The sequence below is a fragment of the Paenibacillus intestini genome, assembly GCF_030803945.1.
Taxonomy (GTDB): Bacteria; Bacillota; Bacilli; order Paenibacillales; family Paenibacillaceae; genus Paenibacillus; species Paenibacillus polysaccharolyticus.
Map to the genome: position 1 here is coordinate 95368 of NZ_JAURUN010000003.1, position 23952 is coordinate 119319.

Sequence of the window (23952 nt, forward strand, 5' to 3'; positions counted from 1 at the left end):
TTAAAATGAAATGGTATAGATACATACTATATTGTATCATCATACTCGGTTTTGTGCCCATCATCTTCCAGTAAAAGTGCGACGGCCTCTTGATGTCTGCGAAGTAACTCTTTGCGCACCGTCAAAGGAGCAATCACCTTTATTTTTGAGCCAAAGGACAGTAAGAATGAATAAAGCTGTTCACCCTCATCAATTGGAATAGAAACCCTTAGTTTCCCATTCGCTTCTTGCTGAATAATGGCGGGATCCAGCAGATCGTAAACACGATAAGCGATCGTTTGTTCAAACAGAAGTTCGATCGGAGTCTGTTTCTCAGACGGTTGGTTAGACTGTATCTTGATGTCTTGGTTTTCTCCGTGATAAGGTTCTTCTTTAACTCGATCTCCCTCCCCTGTCGATGGCCGAGTATGCTCATATGCGCCGGGCACAAAGCGAAGTTTCGTGATCCGTTTGATTTTGTACGTGACGAAGGTGTCGGGCGAATTGGATGTCATAGGCTGGGGTTGCTTTAGACCCTTGAAGTACCATGTATTGTTTTTAAAAATAAGCTTCACCGGCAACGCCGTCTCCTCACTCGCTTCTCCATTGGAATCGATATAGTGAAATGCGAGCAACTGACTTGCGAATATCGCCTGTTTCACCTGATTAAACAGGTGCATCTCTTGCTCGGGAATACTGCCCCACGGAGAATACTCAAATTCAATCCAGTCCAGTTTATGATCAAAAAGGGTTGTTAACCTGCCCAGCATCCGGGCGCTGTTCAGATGAGGAATGGCGCTGACGCTGTACAAGCCGAGCAAAATTTCATTCTGTTCATCCTCGCTCAGCAACGACTTGTCCATGACATAGTTATCCATCAGATGAATGCCGCCGTGCTTGCCCGTTGTTGTATAGACGGGGATGCCTGCGGCACTCAGACGGTCAATGTCCCGGTAAACGGTGCGAACCGAGATTTCGAACAGGCGTGCAAGCTCCGGGGCGGTTGTTTTCTTTTTTTCCAGCAACAGCAACAACATTCGGAATAATCGGTTATGTTCCATGACCAAATTATATCATGACAACCCTTGTCAGGGTATGGGTGCTACACTTGTACTATAACGTTATAGTTCTCAGCGTATTTCAGTGGATTGAAGATCACAGACGTGCTCTAGTAGCCGTCAACATTTAGAGGAGGAAACGCATCATGAAAATGAAAGATGGATTCTTTTGGGGCGGCGCAACGGCTGCCAATCAGTTTGAAGGCGGATGGAATAAGGATGGCAAAGGGCCAAGCACATCGGATATGATGACAGGCGGAACGCATACCACGCCGCGCCGAATTACACCTGTTCTTGAAGAGGGCACCTATTATCCGAGCCATGAAGCGGTTGATTTTTATGGACATTATAAAGAAGACATTGCGATGATGGCCGAGATGGGTTTCAAAATGTTCCGCATGTCGATCAACTGGTCTCGCATCTACCCGAACGGTGACGATCTGGAGCCAAACGAAGAGGGTTTGAAGTTCTATGATAACGTCTTTGCCGAGTTGAAAAAACACAATATCGAGCCATTGGTGACGATCTCCCACTACGAGACACCGTTTGGCCTGACACAAAAATATAACGGCTGGGCTTCTCGTGAAGTGATCGAGTTTTACATCCGTTATTGTACAACCCTCTTCAATCGTTATAAGGATCAGGTAAAATATTGGCTGACCTTTAATGAAATTAACTGTCTGACAATGCCGCTTGGTGCATATATGGCAGGTGGATTGTTGTTTGAAGGTAAAGAAACATTGACGGACGGCGTAGATCAGCCACAGACTCGGTTCCAGGCGCTGCATCATCAATTCGTGGCCAGTGCCAAAGCGGTGAAGCTGGGACACGAGATCAACCCGGATTTCAAAATCGGCTGTATGGTTGCTTTCATGACAACGTATCCGAACACGTGCAACCCGGATGATATTTTGCTTGCACAGAAGAAAGATCAACTGTCCAACATGATCTGTGGCGATGTACAGGTTCGGGGAGCATACCCAGGATTCGCAAAACGTTTCTTCGCAGAAGAAGGCATTGAAATTCAAATGCAACCGGAAGATGAGCAGACGCTGCGTGAAGGCTGTGTAGATTTCTACTCCTTCAGTTATTACATGTCTCTCGTGGAAAGTGCGGATGCATCGCTGGATCGAGCGGAAGGAAATCTACTGGGTGGTATCAAAAACCCTTATCTCGAAGCTTCCGACTGGGGCTGGCAGATCGATCCGAAAGGACTACGCTATACGCTGAACCACCTCTATGATCGTTATCAGGTACCATTAATGGTTGTGGAAAATGGTCTGGGTGCGGTTGATGTAATTGAAGAAGACGGCTCCATTCAGGATGACTACCGGATTGATTATCTGAAAGGTCATATTGAGCAGATGAAAGAAGCGGTTGCAGACGGCGTTGACCTTATTGCTTATACAATGTGGGGCTGTATTGACCTTGTAAGTGCATCGACTGGTGAGATGAAGAAACGTTATGGTTTCATTCATGTCAACAAAGATAATGATGGCAAAGGTGACTTGAGCCGCACACCGAAGAAAAGCTTCTACTGGTACAAAGATGTGATTGCTTCTAATGGAGAGAAATTGTAATTCAACAGCTGTAATCAAAAGATAACAAAACCCCAACGATCTTTCGGTCGTTGGGGTTTTTAGCGATGATGCATGTAACATGCGACTAGGCGAAGCTTCTGGCTTGTAATTCGGACAGCCGCTGCAAATGACGTCTGTAGAACCAGATACAGGTGAATAACCAGCACCCGCTCAGAAAGTAACCGCCAACGACGTCACTAGGATAATGTACGCCCAGATAAATCCGGCTAATGCCGATCATCAGGATAAAGGCAGCACTAGCTGCAATCATACATACACGCCCGGTAAAGGTCGGGATATGCTTCCAGATCAGAAAAGCAAGTCCACCATAAAGGCTGAACGCCGCCATGGAATGTCCGCTGGGGAAGCTGTAACCGCTTACTTCGATAATGCGGTTAATAGTTGGGCGAGCTCGTTGAAACAGCAGCTTGATCACGGCATTCAATAGCGTAGAGCCTGCAAGCACGATGGCAAGAAAGAGCAGTTCGCGTTTGTGGCGTAGGAAAACATAGAGGATCAGCATAACAATGACCGTAATGACAACGACCTGAAGTTCGCTGCCGATCCAGGTGAAAAATTGCATAAATCGGGTCATGCCAGGCGACTCCATGCCTTGGATCAAGTCGATGAGTACAGCATCAAAGCGATGAATCTGGTTATCGCTAATGGACAGCGCAATGCTGATAAAAGCGGACAGGCATAACGCTGCAACGAGCAGCGGAATGGAAAATTTTTTCGTCAAATTGTGCTTCAAATGTTAATTCCTCCATGATGTAAAATGTCTTTTATGTATAGCTTCACCTGTTGAACGAGGGAGATGGTTTAGACGAAGACTTCGATAACAGTACAGCCTTTCCATTCAACCGATGCAGTCAGCAGTATATACATAACCTTTTAACATAGTGTTAACATTCTACAATAAATCAAACAAAAACGAAAATGGAGACGTTAGTAAGATAAGAGAGGCTTCAGGATAACTCAAAGGGGGAGAATGTAAGGATGAGGAGAGTGGGAGCGGCCGTTTTAGTTCTGTTGTTTTTTGTAGCAAATGTGATGGTTTGGCCAGGGGAGCGGGCATACGCGTGCAGTTGTGTCGAATCCAGTGTTAAGGAGAAGTTGGAAACGTATAGCGCTGTATTTACGGGGAAAGTAGTCGAGATCGGAGGCGACTCCATAATCAGTAGTAGGGAATATAAGAAATATACGCTGGATGTAGACACGACCTGGAAAGGCGTAGATGCAAAAAAGACAACCATATTGATTAATAATATGGGCGAAGGTGCCTGTGGAATAACATTGGCAAAAGATCAATCTTATCTTATTTTTGCTAATCAGGATGATAAGGATGGCAAATTATACAGCAGCCTATGTAGCGGTAATCTTCAGATTGAACAGGCTGGAGAAGCAATTAATATGTTGGACAAAGGCACTCCTGTAAGCTCTGATGATTTCACGGACAGCAGCAGTGGATATAGCAATCCGTGGATGATTTCGCTATATGCTGGGGGTGCAGTTGTCATACTTGCGCTGGTAGGTGGCTCGCTGTGGAGAAAGAAACAGCGGAGAGCATAATATTTATAGTTGAAGCATCTGTATTGTTATCATAGAAGAGTTGTATGTGATATATAGAAGGTTTGTATGAGAGCGGCCATATGAAGGACAAGAGCTGCAGTGAACGCAGCGTGCAGTGGAATTTACCTGACCAAACATCCCCTTATGGACCTATATACTCTCCGTAAGGGGATGTTGATTTTTCAGCTGTGTTTTTGATTTCGGTGGGTGATGACCATCCTATTCGGGATGATGCAACTCCATACTAACGCTGGAGCTGTACCATATAATCATGCGCAGTCACACCGAAGACCCGTTTGAAATGTCTGTTCAGATGGGTCAGATCGACAAAGCCGCAGTCGGCCACGGCGGTATAGATGTCTCTATGTTTCTCAAGCGATTGACGGGCATGTTCGACCTTGCAGTTCAGGAAAAATTGATAGGGTGAAAAGCCAGTATGGGCTTTGAATTCACGGATAAATTGAAACTTGGACAGGCCGAATTCAGCTGATAGATCTTCCAGTTTCAGCACGTCTGCGGTGCTGCAAAACATAATCTCTTTTGCTTTGCGAACAAGACTGTCCTGAGGTTTCCAGAGCCTTGCAGGCTGTTCCTCCTGAGCGAGCATATGCACGAGTTCAAACAACCGGGTGCTACACTCGGCTTCGTCCTGTCTGTGCTGCACGGCATCGTTCAGCATGAGAATGCTTCGGGCAAGCTTTGGATCATAGACGATGGGAGTGGAGAAGCGAAGTTCTTTTTTACCCATAATTTCTTCAACTAATTCAGCCTTCAGGTAAAGCATCACATAATCAATACCCTCTTTATCATAGGAACTTCCATCATGTAATTGCTCGCGGTTAAACAACATGACGCCGTTCGGATGTGAGGCCTGATAGTGACCTTCCAGATGATATTGCTGAATACCGCGCAGCGTTACACCTACGGCATATTCCTCATGGCAATGCTTTTTATAAGTAAAATCGGTGAAGCTGGCGGATAGAGCCAGCACGTCTTCTGTTCTTTTGTAGCTAAACTGTTCCATACCGCACACCTCCTCAGATGAAGTAAGTCGTTAGATTAGACCTGACACAATAATGGCTGAGTATATCAAAAAAAGAGCCATAAGCATACTACATGTTCGCTGGTAACGATTCAGCAAGGATCGAAAGATCGTGCCGAACACCACCCAGCTGGAGTAAGCCAGAAAACCAATACATGTAATCAGCATAACATAGAAGAAAGCAGACCATGATTCTGTAGCGACGTAAGGAAGTACATAAGCTGGAATGACAGTGAAGGTAAACAGCACCACCTTGGGATTTACGAATTGCATCATTACACCGTTCCAAAAGCCTAATATAGCCTGGGGAGCGGCTTCAGTAGAGCCCATTCGATAGACCTGATAAGCGAGGTATAACATGTAAATACCGCCGATGATCTGCATGACTTGCAAGATGCCTGGCAAGATGTCAGCGAGAAGCTGATTTAACAAAGCAGACGCGGTCAGCAACAGACCGAAAGCTAAGGTAGCTCCCCAGACATAAGGCATGGTGCGGCGTGCGCCTACTTTTTGTGTGGAGGAGAGAATGACAATATTGCTGGGACCAGGTGTGAAAGTGACAACGATGCAGTAGATTAAAAAGGTTAGTATATTCATGTTAAGCTCCTTCTTCGATGATAGATTAAATTAAACGATTATTGTCGTAATCATACGGCGGAGCAGACCAGAGCTATAGTACATTATTGCGCAGCGGAGCTTGAGATCATGAGGCGTGTTTCTCCTAATCATTGCGCTCTCTATAAAAGTTGTGCGTATTTTATTTACACGTTAACGGAGTGCACTGTGTAAATCTTTAGTCAACTTATAGAGAGAGGTTCCCTTTTTGAATGATTGCGTTTACAATCGATAACGGAGTGAGGGTGTACAGGTAGACATAGACCACTTGAGGAAGTGAACAAAAATGAAAAAAATGCTGCTGATCTATATTGTGCTGATTGCGGCGTTTGCATTGTATGTATTGAGATTTGAATATACCAGTCAGGTGAACAGCTCGTGGGAAAACCGCGGACTTCGCGGTGATCTGGGTGAGACGTACATGATGATTACGTTTCAGTCCGGGCTGGAATATTGGAAGAGCCCGCTGAAAGGTTTTGAGGATGCCGCGGATGCGCTGGGCGTGACCGTCGAATATCGCGGGGCTACACGGTATGATGCCAAAGAGCAGATCACGGTGATTGAGCAGGCCATTGCGCGCAAACCTGCAGGCATTGCTATATCCGCAATTGATCCAAAATCGTTAATTCCAGCGATCAATAAAGCTGTGGAAGCGGATATTCCTGTAATCCTGTTCGATGCCGATGCACCGGGGAGTCAGGCGTATTCTTTTTTGGGGACGGATAATTACAAGGCAGGCGTAACGGCAGCGGATAAAATGGCCGAGCTACTCGGTCGTGAAGGAGAAGTCGCTGTATTAACGTTGCCGGGACAGCAGAATCATGAGGAACGCACCAACGGATTCCGCGAAACGATTCAGCAGCGATACCCCAATATGCAGGTCGTCGAAATTGCGGATGGACATGGAGATACGTTGAAATCCCGGGATGAAACGATCCGGATGATGAAGGCACATCCGAAGCTGGCGGGTATATTTGTCACCGAGGCAACGGGAGGCGCCGGAGCCGGGGAAGCGGTGCAAAATACAGATCCAGGCAATGGCCAGAAGCTACGCATCATCTCGTTTGACACAAATAAAGCGACACTTGATCTGATCCAAAATGGTACGATATCGGCTACGATTGCACAAGGGACCTGGAACATGGGGTACTGGTCACTCCAATATCTGTTCCATCTGCACCATCACTTGACCGTGCCTGCGCCTTCGCCTTCAGGGGAAAATGCACCGCTGCCTGTAACGGTAGATACAGGGATCTCGGTCGTGACACGTTCAAATGTGGATGATTATTATGCCAAATAAACAGAGAACATGGCGCTCTGAGCTTGTGAACGGTGTACGCCGCCTGCGTCTGCGTAACATGCCATTACGATACCAATTGATGCTGCTATTTCTGCTTTTTGCCATCGTGCCGTCCGTCGGTTTGGGTCTGCTCGTGAATTGGACGGTAGAACGAGTCGTGGAGCGACAGGTAGAGGGACATACGATGCAGCTGATTGGCAAGGTCAATGAAGCGTTGAATACCAAGATGGAGAATTTGCAAAATATGACCTACCTGATTGCATTCGAACCAGATGTCAATGCTTTCATGGACGAGAAGATCGGCGGAGACGGGAACACACGTGAACATGAACGTGAACGCGTCGAAAGACAAGCCAGCCAAGCGTATACGGAATCTGAACAGAACCGTTTGTATGGCATCAAACAGACGTTGCAAGGATTCACCACATTGTACCCGGAAATTGCGGGCATCGTGCTTGTGAACGGCAACGGTGATTATATAAGCAATGAGATGTATCCTCGAACGGAGCAACGTCTGACCGAGGAAGAGTGGTATCGGAAGGCTGCAATGCAACCAGGGATTTTCACGGTACTGGGTCAGCCGCGGGAGCGCAACATGACCACCCATGTCCGGTATAAGGATGATGAGATTGTATCGGTCGCCCGCTCTGTCACGGATGAAACGACCGGGCTCGTGAAGGGGGCTGTACTAATTGACCTCAAGCTGAGGTCCGTTTCACAGGCGGCTCGTAATGTAACCCTTGGCAAATCCGGTTATGTCATGGTCACCGATGCCGAAGGACAAAGTGTATACAGACCCGAACATCCGCTCATTGAACATATTCCGGCGAGCTGGTTTGCTTCGGGAGAGGGCGGAACGTTTACGAAAGATGTGGATGGCGAAGCGTTATTATTCATGTATCAGTCATCTACCTTTACGGGCTGGAGAACGGTGGGGGTGTTTCCAACCAAAGAGTCGATCTCCGAGGTGCGACAGATTCAGTTCTATGTGGTTAGTTTTGTCTTTGTCGTGTGTTTGTTTGGTTTGAGTGCATCCTTGTGGTTTTCCCGCTCCATTGCGCAGCCGATCTTCCGGTTGATGTCTTATATGCGCAGAGCCGAAACGGGCAATCTCAACGCAGGCCGGTGGAGTGATCGTGCCGATGAGATCGGTATGCTGGGAAATAGTTTTAACCGAATGCTGAGCCAGATTCGTCAGCTGATTACGCTGAATGAACTGAGGGAACGGCAGAAACGGGATGCCGAGATGCGCAGTTTGCAGGAGCATATCAAGCCTCATTTTTTATATAATACGCTGGATACGATTCACTGGATGGCTCGAAAAGAAGGCGCTGACGGTGTGTCTAATATGGTTGGGGCACTGTCCCGTTTGTTCCGAATCGGACTCAGCAAGGGACAGGATTATATTCCCCTACACTCCGAGCTGGAACATATCAGCAGTTATCTGCAGATTCAGCAGACCAGATATCGGGATCGTCTTGGATACACCATCCATGTCCCGGAAGAATTGCACAACTTGTATGTGCTGAAGCTGTTACTCCAGCCTTTGGTAGAAAATGCGATATACCATGGGATCAAGGGCAGACGAGGCCCAGGCCACATTGTCATAGAAGGGAATGTGGAGCAGGGGCGGCTACATCTGACAATTAAGGACGACGGAGCCGGAATGAGCGAAGAACGACTGGCGGAGATGCTGCAGCTGCTGGATATGCCGATGGAGAGTCTGGAATCGACTTTACCGGAGTGGACGGGTAAAAGTTACGGGATGCTGAATGTACAGGCACGATTAAGATTATCATTTGGCAGTGACTATGGGATTTTGCTGGACAGCAGGCAGGGTGAGGGAACCCGCGTTACGATTATTCATCCACTGATGCGGGAAATGCCTGTAACAATACCTTCCCGGGTTGAGCCCCGAGATAACCAAGATCGACAAAAGAAGGAGTGAAGAAGGCTGTGGATTATACAGTGACACCCGTCAATGCCAATGCAATGGATAACCTGTATCGTGTGCTGATTGCCGACGATGAACCGATTATTCGAGAAGGAATCCGCGAAGCTATGGATTGGGCTACGCTTGGCATGGAGGTTGTCGGTGAAGCCGAGGACGGTGAAGAAGCACTCGAACGGGCAGTTAAGTTGAATGTACATGTCGTGCTAGTCGATATGAATATGCCGTTCCTGAATGGAATTGAACTGATTCGTGCTTTACAGGAACAGTGCCCCGGGGTTCGGTACCTGATCATATCGGGGCACGATGAATTCGCTTATGCGCAGGAAGCGGTTCGTCTCGGGGTGGAGGATTACATCCTGAAGCCTGTACAAGCAGACCAATTGAGAGCTGCACTGGAGCGGTTGCGTCAGCGGCTGGATGAGGAACATCAGCGGACAGCCTATGTCAGACAGGCGGCAGAGCAGATTGAACGAAATATCCCGCTGCTTCGTCAGCGATTTTGTCAGGAGTGGATGAAAGGACAGGTAGATGGTAATAGTCTGATGGAGCAACTTGCTTTTCTACATCTGCCTTCTGTATCTCCTGTACAAGTTGGAGTGGTGCGTTGGCCTGCTGCCGAGGCGCGTCAGACCATACTGAGGGAGAATGATCGTCAGCTGTTTCTGTATGCCATGGAAAATATCATAGCAGAACTGCTCGGAGATCATCCGCACGTGCTCTTTCGTGATGCTAGTAGTGTTATCGGGATCTGCCTGTGGCAGGAGACCCCTGAGGAGATTGCACTCCTGCTGGAGCAGCAGATTAGTGCTTGCCTGAACATCGCTGTTCATGCCCATGTTGAACCTCATAGGGGGACGCTGGAAGAGGTGCCGGGTACGTATCGGCATTGCCGTGAACAGGTATATGAAGAAGTGAAGCTCTCTCCGCTCGTTCGCAGGGCAAGGCAGCTGATTCAGGAGGAGTACGCAGAACGGGAGTTGACGCTGGAATCACTCGCATCCCGTTTGCAGGTGTCGGCGGTATATCTCAGTCGTGTGTTGAAAAAAGAGTTGAACGACTCGTTCGTTACTCTGGTCACTCATACTCGTATTCGTAAAGCCGCACAGCTACTGGACTCCACGTCGCTCCCGATCCATACCATCGCTGAACGGGTAGGGTATGATACACAGCATTATTTCAGCACAGCGTTCAAAAAAACGATGGGTATCTCGCCTGCCCAATATCGTAAAAATGGCGGAACAGACAGTTCCAGCGCAGGCTCTGTGTAGATTTCGAAGCTTCATCGGAAGTATGGATATCAATAGGCTAAAAACAAACCCACCTTTAAAGGTTAACCACCTGTGGTGGGTTTTTCGTTTGCCCTTTTCCATCAAAAGTTAAATTTTTATAAAAAAGGTTCAAAACCTGCAAAGACCTTGCTCGCTGCGAAATGCTACCATGGGATGCAGAGAGGAACAATAAGCAACTGCAAGATACTCCGTGTGTTGTAAGCGTTATCTTACGAATCATACCGAACGCGATGACGTGAGGAAAGGGGAACTTCATATGAAAAAAGGAGCAATACTCATCTGGCTTCTGGTAATGTCCGTCATGCTCTCAGCCTGTAATCTGGCTGAAAGTGATGTGGGAAGCAAGGAGAAAGGATATGTCGGCATATCCATGCCTACCAAATCATCGGAACGCTGGGTGGGAGACGGAGAGAATATGGTTCGTCTGTTTCAGGAGCAAGGTTACAAAACAGATCTTCAGTACGCCGAAGACGTGGTAGAGAATCAAATCTCTCAGATTGAGAACATGATTACCAAAGGTGTTGATGTCATGGTCATCGCTTCTGTTGATGGCAACACGCTAACCGATGTCATCAAGAAGGCGCATGATGAAGGCATTCAGGTCATCTCGTATGACCGGCTTATTCGTAACACGCCATATCTGACTTACTATGCTACATTTGACAACTTTAAAGTCGGGGTGCTACAAGCCTCCTATATTGAACAGAAGCTGGGGCTTAAGGATGGCAAGGGGCCGTTTAACATTGAGTTGTTTGGTGGATCACCGGATGATAACAATGCATACTTTTTCTTCGACGGTGCGATGTCGGTGCTCAAACCGTATATTGACTCTGGCAAACTGGTCGTCCGAAGCAAACAGATGACGATGGCGCAAATTGCCACACTGCGCTGGGACGGGGCTTTGGCCCAATCAAGGATGGATAACCTGCTGAGTGCTTACTATTCAGGCGATAATCTGGATGCGGTGTTATCTCCGTATGACGGAATCAGTATCGGGATTATCTCATCCCTGAAGGGCATTGGCTACGGCAAGCCGAACAAACCACTTCCAGTTATTACGGGGCAGGATGCGGAACTGGCATCCATCAAGTCCATTGTGGCCGGAGAGCAGACCCAAACGGTCTTCAAGGATACACGTAAGCTCGCCGAGAAAACGGTGGAGATGGCTAACAGCATTTTGCAAGGAAAACAAGCAGAGGTGAATGACACAAAGTCATATAACAATGGATTAATGATTGTACCTGCGTATCTGCTCGACCCGATCTCTGTAGATCGTACCAATGTGGAAAAAGATATTGTAGGCAGCAAGTATTACACGAAAGAAGAAATAGGATTGCCTTAAAGGTATATCCAGGAAGAGAGAAGGCTGCCGTAAGATACGATGCAAGTGATCGGGCTAGCGTAAAGCGTGGAGCAAAAGATCGGCTTGTTATAACGCATCATCCAAGGAAAGGAGCACATGCCATGACGGACATTATTCTTGAAATGAAGAACATTACCAAAACGTTTCCGGGAGTCAAAGCGCTGGAGAACGTCAACCTGAAGATCCGGGAAGGCGAAATTCATTCCATATGCGGAGAGAATGGCGCAGGCAAGTCTACGCTGATGAAGGTGCTGAGCGGAGTATACCCGCATGGAAGCTATGAAGGGGACATTTTATTCCGAGGTAAGACTTGTGAGTTCAAAGATATCAAACAGAGCGAGGATCTGGGCATTGTCATTATTCATCAGGAGCTTGCGCTGATCCCGTATCTCTCCATTGCGGAAAATATATATCTGGGCAATGAGCGTGCAAGCAAAGGCATCGTGAATTGGAAGGAAACCTTTATCGGGACACGTGAACTACTTGGCAAAGTAGGTTTGAATGAAAACCCGAACACGCTGGTATCCAGCATCGGGGTAGGTAAGCAACAACTGGTTGAAATTGCGAAAGCGCTCTCCAAAAAAGTGCGTCTGCTTATTCTGGATGAGCCTACCGCAGCGTTGAATGAAGATGACAGTGAAAATCTGCTACAACTGATGCTGGAATTCAAAAAGCAGGGCATCGCCTGTATCCTCATCTCTCACAAGCTGAACGAGGTGTCCAAGGTCTCGGATGCGGTGACGATCCTGAGGGATGGCAAGACGATTGAAACGCTCGATATGAAAAAGGATAACGTCACCGAGGATCGCATCATCAGCGGCATGGTTGGACGGGACCTGACGAGCCGCTACCCTGAACGTCATGCCACCATTGGTGACGTGGTGCTGGAAGTAAAAGACTGGACGGTGTACCACGAGCATCAGGCCGAGCGCAAGGTGCTGGATCAGATCAACATGAACATCAGACGTGGCGAGATCGTAGGGATCGCGGGACTGATGGGCGCAGGACGTACGGAGCTTGCAATGAGTATTTTCGGCAAATCATATGGCCGTAACATCTCGGGGCAGCTGATCAAGGATGGCAAGCCGATTCAGAATAACAGTGTGACCGAGGCGATTCAGAATGGTTTTGCTTATGTGACGGAGGATCGTAAGGAATATGGCCTTATTTTGATGGATGATATCAAACGCAATATTTCCCTCACCGGACTTGGTAAACTGACCCGTAATGCCGTTGTGAACGAGCAGGAGGAAGTGCTGGTTGCGGAAGAGATGAAGAAAAGCATGAACATCAAGGCTCCTAATATCCTGCAGAAAACCGGGAATCTGAGCGGAGGTAACCAGCAGAAGGTGGTACTGAGCAAGTGGATTTTTGCCGGGCCGGATATTCTCATTCTGGATGAGCCGACACGCGGGATCGACGTGGGTGCCAAGTTCGAAATTTATACGATTATCCACCGGCTTGCTGCCGAAGGTAAGGGTGTGCTGGTGATTTCATCGGAGCTGCCGGAAGTGCTGGGTCTGTGTGACCGGATCTATGTGATGAATGCCGGACGAATTACGGGTGAAGTCAGCAGGGAGCAGGCATCGCAGGAAACACTGATGAGATATATGACCAAGTCTGGAGGCGGTAAGCATGGAAACGGTAACTAAACTGTTCAAAAATAATATACGTCAATATGGCATGATCATTGCCCTTGTTGTCATTATGCTTCTATTTGAGGTGTTAACTAGTGGGCTGTTGCTCAAACCAATTAATATTACGAACCTGATTTTGCAAAACAGCTACATTCTAGTCTTGGCCATTGGTATGGTGCTGGTCATTATCACAGGGCATATCGACTTGTCCGTCGGTTCCATTGCGGCCTTTGTCGGTGCTGTAGCCGCCATTATGATGGTGAATTGGCAGTTGCCAGCTTGGCTCGCAGTCATTGCTTCCCTGCTGGTCGGTGCACTCATTGGTGCATGGCAGGGCTTCTGGATTGCGTATGTGCGGATTCCCGCCTTCATTGTTACGCTTGCCGGCATGTTGCTCTTCCGTGGTCTGACGATGATTGTACTGGAAGGGCAGTCGATATCCCCTTTCCCTGCAGGATTTCAAAAGATCAGCTCCGGTTTCCTGCCGGATGTACAATTCTCAGGCATGGGTCTGGTGTCCATTATTGTGGGGATTGCGCTTACGATTTGGTACATTGTGAATGAACTGCGGGAACGTGCTTCCCAGCGCAAGTATGGATTTGAAGTAGTATCGCAAGGGCTGTTCCTGCTCAAGCTGATTGTGGTAGCAGCAGTAACCAACCTGTTCACGTTTGTACTGGCAAGTTATGCGGGTATCCCGAACATTCTGGTGCTTCTGTTTGTTCTGATCGTGGTGTATTCCTTTGTCATGAATCGTACCGTGATGGGACGTCATGTGTACGCACTCGGCGGCAATGAGAAGGCTGCAGGACTGTCTGGCGTTAAAACGAAAAAAGTAACGTTCTGGGTGTTCGTAAACATGGGGACGCTTGCGGCTGTATCCGGTCTGATCTTCGCCGCACGTCTGAATGCGGCTACGCCAAGAGCGGGTACGAACTTTGAGCTGGATGCCATTGCAGCCTGCTTCATCGGCGGAGCGTCAGCTTCGGGCGGAATCGGTACCGTATTCGGTGCGATCATCGGTGGTCTGGTTATGGGTGTGCTGAACAACGGGATGTCCCTGATCGGCCTGGGTATTGACTGGCAGCAAGGAATCAAAGGATTGGTGTTGCTGCTGGCAGTGGCATTTGATATCTATAATAAAAATAAACGAGCTGCTTAAGAGTAGTGGGAGCTAAAGAAAGGACCCTGATCTAATGATCAGGGTCCTTTTGGTGCATAAGAACCATAAGTCGTCCACCATATGCCGTCCGTTATACTGCACAAGAAGCTACATCAGTGCGCCTATAAAACGTGTAGCAATACCAAAGTAGATAAACAGGGACAAGATATCATTTAGCGTTGTAATTAACGGGCCGGATGCCACTGCGGGATCAACCTTGAAACGGCTGAGCAGGAGCGGGATGCATGTGCCTGTCAGTGTACCGATGATTAGCGTGAGAAACAGGGATACACCGATAATCATCCCGAGCAACCAGTCCCCTTGCCAGAAATAAGCAATGACCGTAATGAGCAGACCGCAGACAAGACCGATCATCGTACCGACTTTAATCTCTCGTCCAATCAGAGCGAGTACCGTTGACTTGTCCAGCTTGCGTCCAATAAGTCCGCGTACGACGACAGCAAGGGATTGCGTCCCTGTATTTCCCGTCATACCCGCAATCATAGGCATGAAAAACGCAAGAGCCACAACCTGATTCAGTGTATCTTCAAAAAAATCCACAATGCTTCCCGAGATCAAGCCGATCAATAACAGCAAAATAAGCCAAGGCAACCTTCGTTTGACCGCAACGAGCGGTTTGGTATCAAAATCAATATCTTTACCGCCACCGCCCATTTTGGCGAGGTCTTCGCTGGCCTCATCCATAATGATGTCAATGACGTCATCCATCTGGATGATACCGCACAGCCTATTATTCTCATCGACGACCGGAACGGCGATGAATTCGTAACGTTGGAGCAACTGGGCAGCCTCTTCCTGATCCATATCTACGGTGGCGTGAATGACACGTCTGGTCATCAGTTGTTCCACTTTGGTTTTGTCATCGGCCAGAGCAAGCGAGCGGTAACTAACGACACCAGCTAGCTTCCCTTCATCGTCAATGACATAAAGGTAACTGGACGGGGAGAGGTGCAGCGTACCTTGTGATTGCTTCAGTGCTTCCTTCGCTGTGTCGTGGGTGGACAACGTACGATAGCGGTCGGTCATGATCCGTCCGGCAGTTTCTGGTGGATAGCTGAGTACAGAGCGAATGATGGCGGAGTGATCCAGATTCATGCTGGATAACAATTCTTCCCTGCGTTTTGCGGGCAGGTCGTGCATGAAGCGAATGAGATCACTTTTGTCCATCTGCTGCATGACTTCCAGCGTACGCTCTGGTCCGAGTCGTTCAAACAGTTCAGCCTGCTCGTGCAGCTTTAAGTTTTCGGCCAGATCGGCAAGTGTATCCGGTTTAAATAGAAGAAGAAAACGATTCTTTTCGTCTTCAGGGAATTTTTTATAGATGAGTGAAAGATCATAGGGACGCAGTTCCTTCACCAGTTTATAGAATTCTGGCAGATTCTGGGATTGTACATGCTGTGTCAGTTGCTGGGTGATCTCCTCAACGGAGAGCTCTTTATTGGTTTGAGAACCGTTCATAATGACACTCCTTTCCTGAATGGTGCGCTTCATATTTTTAAACGGAATGCATTCGTTGTTAAACAATATTGAAATATTGCTCAAACATTCGAGATGGGCTTACAAAAGAAAGCAGTCAGGATATACTTGTTTTACAGTAATCAACGAGGAGGTCCAGTGCCCTTGGAAACCGATATTCGAACACAACTGCTCAGCCTGGCTGAGCCGGAATATCAGAAATTCGCAGCTTCCCTTATACCGAATATTTCAAACGTGATGGGTGTGCGCTTGCCGACAATCCGCAAAATAGCCAAACAGATTGCCGTTGCAGACTGGCGTACGTACCTGGATACGGCGCAGGATGAGTATTTTGAAGAAGTGATGCTGCAAGCGATGGTGATTGGTCACGTTCAAGCAGATCTGGACGAATTGTTAAAACGTATTGCGGCTTTTGTACCCAAAATGGATAACTGGTCGGTATGTGACAGCTTCTGTGCCGGACTGAAATACACGAAAGAGCATATGGATGCGATGTGGAACTTCATTCAGCCTTATATCAAGTCGGATCAGGAATATGAAATCCGGTTTGGCGTGGTCATGCTGTTGAACTTTTATCTGGAGCCGCCTTATATTCATCAGGTGTTGCCGTTACTTGATCAGATTAAACATGAGGCCTATTATGTGAAAATGGCGGTGGCCTGGGCGATCTCGATCGCGTATGTGAAGCAACCTGAGGTGACCATGCCGTATTTGCAAAACAATACGCTTGACGATTTTACGTACAACAAAGCACTCCAGAAGATTACGGAATCGTACCGCGTGACACCGGAGGACAAACAAGTGATCCGCAGCATGAAACGCAAGGTGAACAAACAGACAAGTGCCCCCAAACAGACAAGCTCCTGACTCAGATATATATAAAGAAAGGTCGAATATGAAATGAGACAAAAGATGATGTATGCCACGATGTTGCTGGACGGTCGTCCCTGGAGTCTGCTTGCGACCGAAAAGGGACTGTGCCGGATCGTTATGCCGAACGAAACGCTGGAAGACTGGCACGGCTGGATTAGTAAAATTGCCCCGGGTGTTAAACTTGAAGAGAATGAGCAGGCATTAAGACAGACGGGCATGATGGACTGGCTGGAGTCCTATTTTGCAGGGGAAAAGACAGCTTACACAGAGGACATCCCGCTGGACCTGATCGGTACCGAATTTCAGCAACAGGTATGGAAAGCGCTCGGGCGTGTGCCATACGGTGAGACACGTACCTATGGCGATATCGCTGCCGTGATCGGACGACCTTCGGCTGTGCGGGCTGTAGGTGCGGCGAACGGGGCGAACCCCATTCCAGTGTTACTGCCATGCCACCGGATTATTGGTGCCAATCGCAAGCTGACGGGTTTTCGTGGTGGTCTCGAGATGAAGCGCAGATTACTCGATATTGAACAAATTGAGGGCGTGACAGATGGCGGACATGCACGGTTTAATTTTTAATTAAAGAGAAAAGAGAAATGAGGGAAAGACAATGCAACAGCAACAGGCATTCTGGCTGACCAATGTAAGATTGGAACAAGGATATATTCGTGAAGGAGCAGAGATGACGGGCACACAAACGGGTCTTGCTCATCTGCGGATTGAGAACGGAGTTATTGCTGCCATTGTGGACGCAAAGGCGCAATTGACAGAAGAATTGCCGCGAGTGGATGGCAAAGGTTTGTTATTGTTGCCTTCGTTTGAAGAAGCACATATTCATCTGGACAAAACCTATTATGACGGGCCATGGAAAGCGGTCAGACGCAGCTCCAGCATCTTTGATCGTATTGAAGAGGAGAAGGTATTACTACCCAAATTGTTACCCGATGCAAAACGGCAGGCGGAAAGCATCCTTGCACTAATACAGGGTTACGGTTCTACACACGTTCGCGCGCACTGCAATATTGAGCCAGTCAGTGGATTAAAACGTTTGGAAGCAACCAAGCAAGCCCTGGAGAGTTACACGGGTAAAATATCTTCAGAGATTGTCGCGTTCCCTCAGCATGGGCTGTTACGATCCAGCTCGGTCGAACTCATGGGACAAGCCATGACAGAGGGTGCAACACATGTAGGCGGACTTGATCCGTATACCGTAGATGAGAACATCGAAAAATCGCTGCATACCATGGTGGAACTGGCAGTCAAACATCAGGCAGGGATCGATATGCATCTGCATGATGGTGGTGAAGCTGGCAAGCAAACGTTACTGGAACTTGTAAGGCTGACTGAAGAAGCAGGGCTTCAGGGTCAGGTGACGGTTAGCCACGCGTTCTGGTTTGCAGGAGCGGAGAAACAGGAAGCCGAAGAGATGGCGAGCCGCATGGCATCGCTGGGAATGAGTGTGGCTTCAACCGTGCCGATTGGCAGAATAATGATGCCACTTCCGATGTTGCAACGTGTGGGTGTAAACGTGAGACTGGCGACAGACAGTCTGACGGATCACTGGTCTCCTTTTGGTAGTGGAGATATGCTTGAAAAGGCTGGACGCTTCGCCGAGCTGTATGGATATAGCGACGAGTTATCGTTGTCCCAGTCAATAGCTACGATTACGGGCGGAGTGACTTCGCTGAATGCAGCAGGAGAGAGCGTATGGCCAAAGGCAGGCGATGTAGCAAGCTTTGTTCTGGTGCAGGCGAGTTGTGCAGCCGAAGCGGTGGCAAGGCGATCTAGAAGGCTGGCTGTGTGGTATCAAGGACACTTGGTGAGTGGATCGCTAGCGTAACAGGCATCACCTTAAGATGTAATGAACAGTGTAAAGGTTAAAGATTAAGCTACGGATGCCGTAGCTTTTTTTGCATGAATAGGCATGAGTCGTGTGGAACTATTTTAGTTCAACATATATAGCCCATATAGAGGAAGAAATTATACGCATAACCCACATTCTGGGTTATGATAGATTATGATTTTACTATTGAAGCAGTCATAGTTGAAGGAGAATGAGATATGCGTGATAACATGATGGAGGAACAAATCACTTTGCAACCGATTACACGGGGAAATGAAAGTGAGTGCATCCTTCTGCAACCGAAGGAAGATCAGCTCACACTGGTAGCGAGCAATGCGGATTCCTTAATTCATGCGACCAAGGAAGTAACTTCAAGACCTTACGGGATCTATGCAGGGAATGAGATGGTCGGGTTTATTTTATTTGATAACGAGATCTATACAGATGGGCATTATTGGATTCTTCGTTTTATGATTGATTGGAAACATCAGGGGCAGGGTTATGGGAAACGTGCCATCCAGGAAGTTATTCACATGTTGCAGGAGCGAAGGGATTGTCGGCAAATCAGGGTATCTCATATCCCGCATAATGTTGCGGCTAATGCACTGTACAAGCGTTGTGGGTTCCAGGAAACAGGTGAATTGGAGGATAACGGCGATATTATTTTAGGTTATCAAGTTAGAGAGTAGAGGTGGTAAAAAATGATCAGAGAAGCCGAAGGCAGGGATGCAGCAACTATTGACAAATTGTACAGGGAGCTGTTGCCTAACCACGCGCATACTGAGGTGCTGGCTGAACGAATTGAAGAGATCAGGCGTCACGAACACAGCTTCCTTTTTGTGTACGAAGTCCGGGAGCAGGTGGTAGGTACGGCACATTTACATATCTGCTTAGACGCTCTGGCAGGAAATCGGCCGTTTGGTTTGGTTGAAAGGGTCATTATGTCTAGCGAGGTGCAGGGCAAGGGATACGGAACAGAACTAATGGAACATGTGGAACAGGTATGTTTGCAGATGGATGCATCCAAGATCCTCCTCGCTAGCGGAGCTTCTAGGCAAGGGGCCCATCAATTTTATCAAAAGCTAGGATACGATGGCGAGTCCAGCAAAGCCTTTAAAAAGTATCTATAAATTTATTTCCAGAAGAAGGACTAGTCCAACAAGATGATAGATAAACATGATCGAATTTTGAACAATAGATTTATTGCCTTAGCGTTCACATTGCTGCTTATGACGTTATGCTGTCTTGGCATTGCGGTGTATCTGTGTGCAAAGTCAGGATCGAATATGTATGCCTTCCTAGACTGGGATATGTTTCTGGCATGGGTTCCGTTTCTCATTTCAACGATGATTGCTCTTATCTTTCGACGTAAGGCTGTGAGACCCGGATGGATGGGTATGATGTTGACAGGTTTGCTCGGAATGATCTGGCTGTTCTTTTTGCCTAATGCGGCCTATCTGTTTACAGAAATGTTGCATGCATTCCGGTATTTTATTGCTCAGCCTGAGAGTGCTTTTTGGTTCGAGATGGATTTCTGGTTCAGTCTGGCCCTTACGTTTGGTGTAGCTATTGTAGGGTTGATGCTCAGCACATGTTCTATAAGGCAAATAGAACATGTGCTGCAATTGTTCGTACACAGGTTCGTTTGCTGGATTATTGTCGGATTCATTTTACTTCTAAGTGGTCTGGGCGTATATATCGGGAGATTTAATCGCTGGAATTCATGGGATATCGTGTCCAGACCCGGGCAGGTTGTTATCGATTTGATGAATGATTTTAGTTCAGCAAGCGGTCTTCCGGTGGCGTTTGTTACGCTGATGTTTGTGATCCAGGCATTTGCATATGTCATTATTTCATTGATAAGTGGTTCGATTACTCGGGAGGTAAGAAAATGAGCAATACTTCTGATTTTATCCATCAATTGCCCAGCATTTCTGAATGTCAGCGAATCTTCAAGGCAGTAGCGATGCTGGATGCAATTCTAATGCCAGAATGGGAGTACAGGTATTATTCGTACAATGCGCAGTGGGATGCGAACGAACAGATGGCTTCGATGAGAGATGGGCAGGGAGATCACTATTTCGCGTTATTTGATTCGAGCAACCGTTTAATCATCAAAGGTTACGACAAAGCTTATGCTTCCCTACATAAAGATCAACTTGGTGATGTATTGGAGGGTGTGCCGGCAGATTTCAAAAAGACGTTTCTGGACGAGCCTGCTTTTATGATGGATCAGATCACCTTCTGCGTCTGGCATGAAAAGGTACATAACGAGTGGACTTCGAGTCAACAGCTCGCGGATGAAGCTTATGTTCTTCTACAAGTTCTTGTGGGCGGTGCGGAGCACTACCATGCCTGGGCTCAGGAATACTATGAGATTGAACTTAATTTAGAGCCGATCCAGCATGTTTTTGCCATGAAACCGTTGGACGAACGACTGTTGCAGGCATTAAACCCGGAGATCGAGTTAGATGAGTTGGAAGAGGACATTGCGGAAATCGGATACCCGGTTAAGGAGGAATGACATATGACTTTGACAGAGTGGTCTGCTGACACGCTTCAATATGATTTATCAGATGAATACTCAATTCGGCTTGCGGATGTTACGGAGTGGGGGTTATTTTGCACCATTTATTATGATATGGGATACGTCGGGTTTTTTAGGGAAGAAGAATTCAGTTCCTCAAGATGCAGTGCGTACTGGATCTATCGTGGGGAAAGCAAAATAGGTGGTGTGCGAATGGAGCCTAACAAGATGTATCATTTGTTTCTCATCCCGCCATTCCAGCAAGGCTTTGAGATCGTCAAGCTGCTCAAACAGAAATTAATGCAGTGGTCGGATCGCAGCAAACGTATTCTGACATTTGAGATTCTTCCGGGACAAGTGGACTGGTTTGCGAGAGCGGGATTCTGGCCGGCCGAATTCAGATGCCGCTGGATGCAGCGGCCTACGGATCATTTCGAGGTGGATTGGGACAGCAGGGTGACTGTTAAGAGCCCAGAGATTATTGGAAAAGAATCAGGTGGCTTCAAATATGTAAACGAAGAGGAAATTGCCCAGTGTGATCTGGAAAGTTTCGGTGGAAGTCTAGAAGCAACGCGCAGAAAGCAGAGCTCTCTTGAAGATTTTACACCTGACGAAGATCCTAATTATACCAATGAAATCCTGACTCAGGCATCTACATTGGTATACGATCAAGCATCAGGTCAACTGGTCGCCAACTGCCGCTTATGTCTACAGGACAATCAGGCTGCGGTATACAGTATAGGCGTAATCCCCTCGTACAGAGGCAGAGGAATTGCTACCCAAATGTTACAAAGAGCATTAACGATGCTCAAGGGGCACTATCCATTTTTGCGACTGTATGTGATGGAAGGCAATGATGCCGAGTCTGTATATCTGAATCTGGGTTTTGTTCAAGGTGTGCAGGAGATTCAGACGATGTATGTTCCTGAGGAGGAAGCGGAATGAAGGTTGCCATTTTAACCGATATTCACGGAAATTCTCCCAGGAGTTCCTTATGACAACAGGTAGCATCTTCAAGCGTATCGAAAAAGAAAATTATTAACGACAGGGGCGATCTGGTGAGATCGCCTTATCTTGTTGAAGAGGTGAGGGTATGATTCATGATTTAAAAGGGGAGGAAAATATGTCTTCTGTCACGGGGATGCTTTTCGCCGTGGTTAAAGAGAACAGTGATCGTCTGAAATCCATCACGGATTCCATGTCACAGGATGAGGTCGATTACAGAGGACCTGGCAACCTATATAACAGTACAGCTCAGTTACTGAGACATATCACGTTCGTTGACCTGAACTGGGTGTATCGTATCAAAGGACAAACGTTACCTTACGATATGTTGGAGCAATACGGTCCCATGATTGATGAAAACAACAAACTTCCTTTCATAGCGGGGATATCCAGAGACACCCTTATTTCTCAACATCAGTTGATCATGAATATGCTACAGGAAACGTGCACAATTCTTACGGATGCGGATATGGATATCGTAGTTACTTTCGGGCATAGGAATGAAAAGCAAGCTTCTGTTCGCTGGGGACTTTGGCACATGGCTGACCACAATCGTTATCATCAGGCGCATATAAATCAGTTGCGGAAATGGTTCCATACTCATACATCTGATCGATGAAGAGAGGCTGCCATTGAATAAATGATAAAATAGGTTGTAACTAAAGTTCAATTCAGGTTGTTTTTATTGTAAGAATAGTGGGAGCCCGTGGAAACGTGGAACAGAAGATTATTGAACATCATAATTCGGTGCTGAGCATGTTTGCTCATGTGGTGGACATGGCACACATTACGAGGTGATGAAGAATGAATAACACACGAAATATCAAACGATTTTGGTTGGTTATGGGCACTGTGGTAGCAGCGCTAGCCCTGTACTTCGTGTATATGAACAACCGGTTTGTGGATATTGAAACCCCTTTATCTAGCGCGGAGATTGTCCATGCAGATACGAGCAAAGCGATATATACCAAGGGTGGCAGCGGAGTACAGATCCGTTTTGATGAGGCTGTTTTAAATGAAGCAGAAACAAGCAGAGTTGTTGATTGGTTGAATGAAGCTCCAGCCTCAGCGAAGACTGCTATAGATCGCATTGAGGGCAGCATTCATATGGGCATCGCTCTGAGATTGAAGCATAACAATCAGGTCATGATACAATACAACGGCAAACAGATTTATGTTACGAAGATTGGCCGTTTTAGCAAAATTTCGAGGTACGCACTGCACCATCAGGCGTTGGAGAGTTACCTGGATCAAGAGCTGGAGGGAACCTATTACGGAGGAAATCTGGCTAAGGAGGAACAGGGGGAGACGTAATGAAGATACATAAAAAAATATTCAATTTGTCGGCTTGGCTCGCTGTATTGGCTGTCTTTTTTATTCCGGGAACGTTGAATAATGATAACGAACCTTTAAGAACCGAGTATGGATTCCCGCTTCGTTTTTTGACGGATTATCATGTCTCGAATTCAAACGGATCAATCTGGTTTATATCCAATATGCATATTAATTTACTGGTTTATTTCGTGAATGTTCTGTTTATTTATGCTGGAATACATGTGATTGTCTATATCAAAAAAAGATTAACTAAGAAATCAGTGGAGTGAATAATAATCTATTGAATTGATCAAGAAGCTATAATGACCTAAGTACAGC

At 47.1% G+C, this 23952-nt stretch carries 24 protein-coding genes; 19 read left to right on the forward strand and 5 right to left on the reverse strand.

Going from position 1 to position 23952, the window contains the following annotated elements; translation table 11 throughout:
- Positions 1–26: 26 nt before the first annotated feature.
- Complete coding sequence (locus tag J2T16_RS09695; RefSeq protein ID WP_221790384.1) at positions 27–1040, reverse strand: helix-turn-helix transcriptional regulator; 1014 nt, start codon at positions 1038–1040, stop codon at positions 27–29.
- A gap of 143 nt (positions 1041–1183) precedes the next feature.
- On the opposite strand from J2T16_RS09695, the gene J2T16_RS09700 reads away from it, so the two are divergent.
- Complete coding sequence (locus J2T16_RS09700; protein ID WP_221790383.1) at positions 1184–2617, forward strand: glycoside hydrolase family 1 protein; 1434 nt, start codon at positions 1184–1186, stop codon at positions 2615–2617.
- 85 nt (positions 2618–2702) lie between these two features.
- On the opposite strand, the gene J2T16_RS09705 is transcribed toward J2T16_RS09700, so the two are convergent.
- The gene (locus J2T16_RS09705; protein ID WP_336120799.1) at positions 2703–3371 is read right to left on the reverse strand and encodes a phosphatase PAP2 family protein; all 669 of its coding nucleotides are present in this window, start codon (positions 3369–3371) and stop codon (positions 2703–2705) included.
- 245 nt (positions 3372–3616) lie between these two features.
- On the opposite strand from J2T16_RS09705, the gene J2T16_RS09710 reads away from it, so the two are divergent.
- Positions 3617–4189 carry a hypothetical protein gene (locus J2T16_RS09710; RefSeq protein WP_221790381.1) on the forward strand — a complete coding sequence of 191 codons (573 nt, stop codon included), beginning with the start codon at positions 3617–3619 and terminating at the stop codon, positions 4187–4189.
- A gap of 244 nt (positions 4190–4433) precedes the next feature.
- On the opposite strand, the gene J2T16_RS09715 is transcribed toward J2T16_RS09710, so the two are convergent.
- Positions 4434–5213, reverse strand: a complete 780-nt coding sequence (locus tag J2T16_RS09715; RefSeq protein ID WP_221790380.1) for an AraC family transcriptional regulator — start codon at positions 5211–5213, stop codon at positions 4434–4436.
- Positions 5214–5243: 30 nt separating this feature from the next.
- Positions 5244–5828, reverse strand: a complete 585-nt coding sequence (locus J2T16_RS09720; RefSeq protein ID WP_221790379.1) for a LysE family translocator — start codon at positions 5826–5828, stop codon at positions 5244–5246.
- A 304-nt stretch (positions 5829–6132) separates the two neighbouring features.
- On the opposite strand from J2T16_RS09720, the gene J2T16_RS09725 reads away from it, so the two are divergent.
- The 6 genes from J2T16_RS09725 (at position 6133) to mmsB (ending at position 14551) form a co-directional block, all read left to right on the forward strand.
- On the forward strand, positions 6133–7146 hold the full coding sequence (locus J2T16_RS09725) for a substrate-binding domain-containing protein (RefSeq protein WP_090915399.1): 1014 nt from the start codon (positions 6133–6135) through the stop codon (positions 7144–7146).
- Positions 7127–9094, forward strand: a complete 1968-nt coding sequence (locus tag J2T16_RS09730; protein WP_221790378.1) for a cache domain-containing sensor histidine kinase — start codon at positions 7127–7129, stop codon at positions 9092–9094. Before J2T16_RS09725 ends, J2T16_RS09730 begins: the two co-directional genes overlap by 20 nt.
- A 44-nt stretch (positions 9095–9138) precedes the next feature.
- Positions 9139–10368 carry a response regulator gene (locus tag J2T16_RS09735; RefSeq protein WP_499018464.1) on the forward strand — a complete coding sequence of 410 codons (1230 nt, stop codon included), beginning with the start codon at positions 9139–9141 and terminating at the stop codon, positions 10366–10368.
- 277 nt (positions 10369–10645) lie between these two features.
- Positions 10646–11731, forward strand: coding sequence for a multiple monosaccharide ABC transporter substrate-binding protein (gene chvE, locus J2T16_RS09740; RefSeq protein WP_221790376.1), 1086 nt, complete (start codon positions 10646–10648; stop codon positions 11729–11731).
- 122 nt (positions 11732–11853) lie between these two features.
- Complete coding sequence (gene mmsA / locus J2T16_RS09745) at positions 11854–13404, forward strand: multiple monosaccharide ABC transporter ATP-binding protein (RefSeq protein WP_221790374.1); 1551 nt, start codon at positions 11854–11856, stop codon at positions 13402–13404.
- Positions 13388–14551, forward strand: a complete 1164-nt coding sequence (gene mmsB, locus J2T16_RS09750) for a multiple monosaccharide ABC transporter permease (RefSeq protein ID WP_221790372.1) — start codon at positions 13388–13390, stop codon at positions 14549–14551. Before mmsA ends, mmsB begins: the two co-directional genes overlap by 17 nt.
- A 108-nt stretch (positions 14552–14659) precedes the next feature.
- Here mmsB and mgtE read toward each other — a convergent pair whose 3' ends face one another.
- Positions 14660–16030 carry a magnesium transporter gene (gene mgtE, locus J2T16_RS09755; protein WP_090915385.1) on the reverse strand — a complete coding sequence of 457 codons (1371 nt, stop codon included), beginning with the start codon at positions 16028–16030 and terminating at the stop codon, positions 14660–14662.
- A gap of 162 nt (positions 16031–16192) precedes the next feature.
- Here mgtE and J2T16_RS09760 point away from each other — a divergent pair, with 162 nt between their 5' ends.
- The 11 genes from J2T16_RS09760 to J2T16_RS09810 all read left to right on the forward strand — a co-directional run bounded on the left by J2T16_RS09760 (position 16193) and on the right by J2T16_RS09810 (position 23903).
- Positions 16193–16915, forward strand: coding sequence for a DNA alkylation repair protein (locus tag J2T16_RS09760; protein ID WP_336120794.1), 723 nt, complete (start codon positions 16193–16195; stop codon positions 16913–16915).
- Between the two features lie 33 nt (positions 16916–16948).
- On the forward strand, positions 16949–17503 hold the full coding sequence (locus J2T16_RS09765) for a methylated-DNA--[protein]-cysteine S-methyltransferase (protein ID WP_154957957.1): 555 nt from the start codon (positions 16949–16951) through the stop codon (positions 17501–17503).
- 31 nt (positions 17504–17534) lie between these two features.
- Positions 17535–18764, forward strand: a complete 1230-nt coding sequence (locus J2T16_RS09770; RefSeq protein WP_336120793.1) for an amidohydrolase — start codon at positions 17535–17537, stop codon at positions 18762–18764.
- Positions 18765–18985: 221 nt separating this feature from the next.
- On the forward strand, positions 18986–19456 hold the full coding sequence (locus J2T16_RS09775) for a GNAT family N-acetyltransferase (protein ID WP_499018246.1): 471 nt from the start codon (positions 18986–18988) through the stop codon (positions 19454–19456).
- Between the two features lie 12 nt (positions 19457–19468).
- Complete coding sequence (locus tag J2T16_RS09780) at positions 19469–19897, forward strand: GNAT family N-acetyltransferase (RefSeq protein WP_499018247.1); 429 nt, start codon at positions 19469–19471, stop codon at positions 19895–19897.
- 33 nt (positions 19898–19930) lie between these two features.
- Positions 19931–20662 (forward strand): DUF1361 domain-containing protein, encoded by a 732-nt coding sequence (locus tag J2T16_RS09785; RefSeq protein ID WP_336120790.1) that lies wholly within the window; start codon positions 19931–19933, stop codon positions 20660–20662.
- Positions 20659–21291 carry a hypothetical protein gene (locus J2T16_RS09790; RefSeq protein WP_499018248.1) on the forward strand — a complete coding sequence of 211 codons (633 nt, stop codon included), beginning with the start codon at positions 20659–20661 and terminating at the stop codon, positions 21289–21291. Before J2T16_RS09785 ends, J2T16_RS09790 begins: the two co-directional genes overlap by 4 nt.
- Positions 21292–21294: 3 nt before the next feature.
- A complete protein-coding gene (locus tag J2T16_RS09795) occupies positions 21295–22239 on the forward strand; it encodes a GNAT family N-acetyltransferase (protein WP_499018249.1) in 945 nt (314 codons plus the stop codon).
- Positions 22240–22387: 148 nt separating this feature from the next.
- Complete coding sequence (locus J2T16_RS09800) at positions 22388–22918, forward strand: DinB family protein (protein ID WP_336120787.1); 531 nt, start codon at positions 22388–22390, stop codon at positions 22916–22918.
- A gap of 185 nt (positions 22919–23103) precedes the next feature.
- Positions 23104–23613 carry a hypothetical protein gene (locus J2T16_RS09805; RefSeq protein ID WP_499018250.1) on the forward strand — a complete coding sequence of 170 codons (510 nt, stop codon included), beginning with the start codon at positions 23104–23106 and terminating at the stop codon, positions 23611–23613.
- Positions 23613–23903 (forward strand): hypothetical protein, encoded by a 291-nt coding sequence (locus J2T16_RS09810; RefSeq protein WP_154957947.1) that lies wholly within the window; start codon positions 23613–23615, stop codon positions 23901–23903. The genes J2T16_RS09805 and J2T16_RS09810 overlap by 1 nt, the downstream gene beginning before the upstream one ends.
- The last annotated feature ends 49 nt before the right edge of the window (positions 23904–23952 follow it).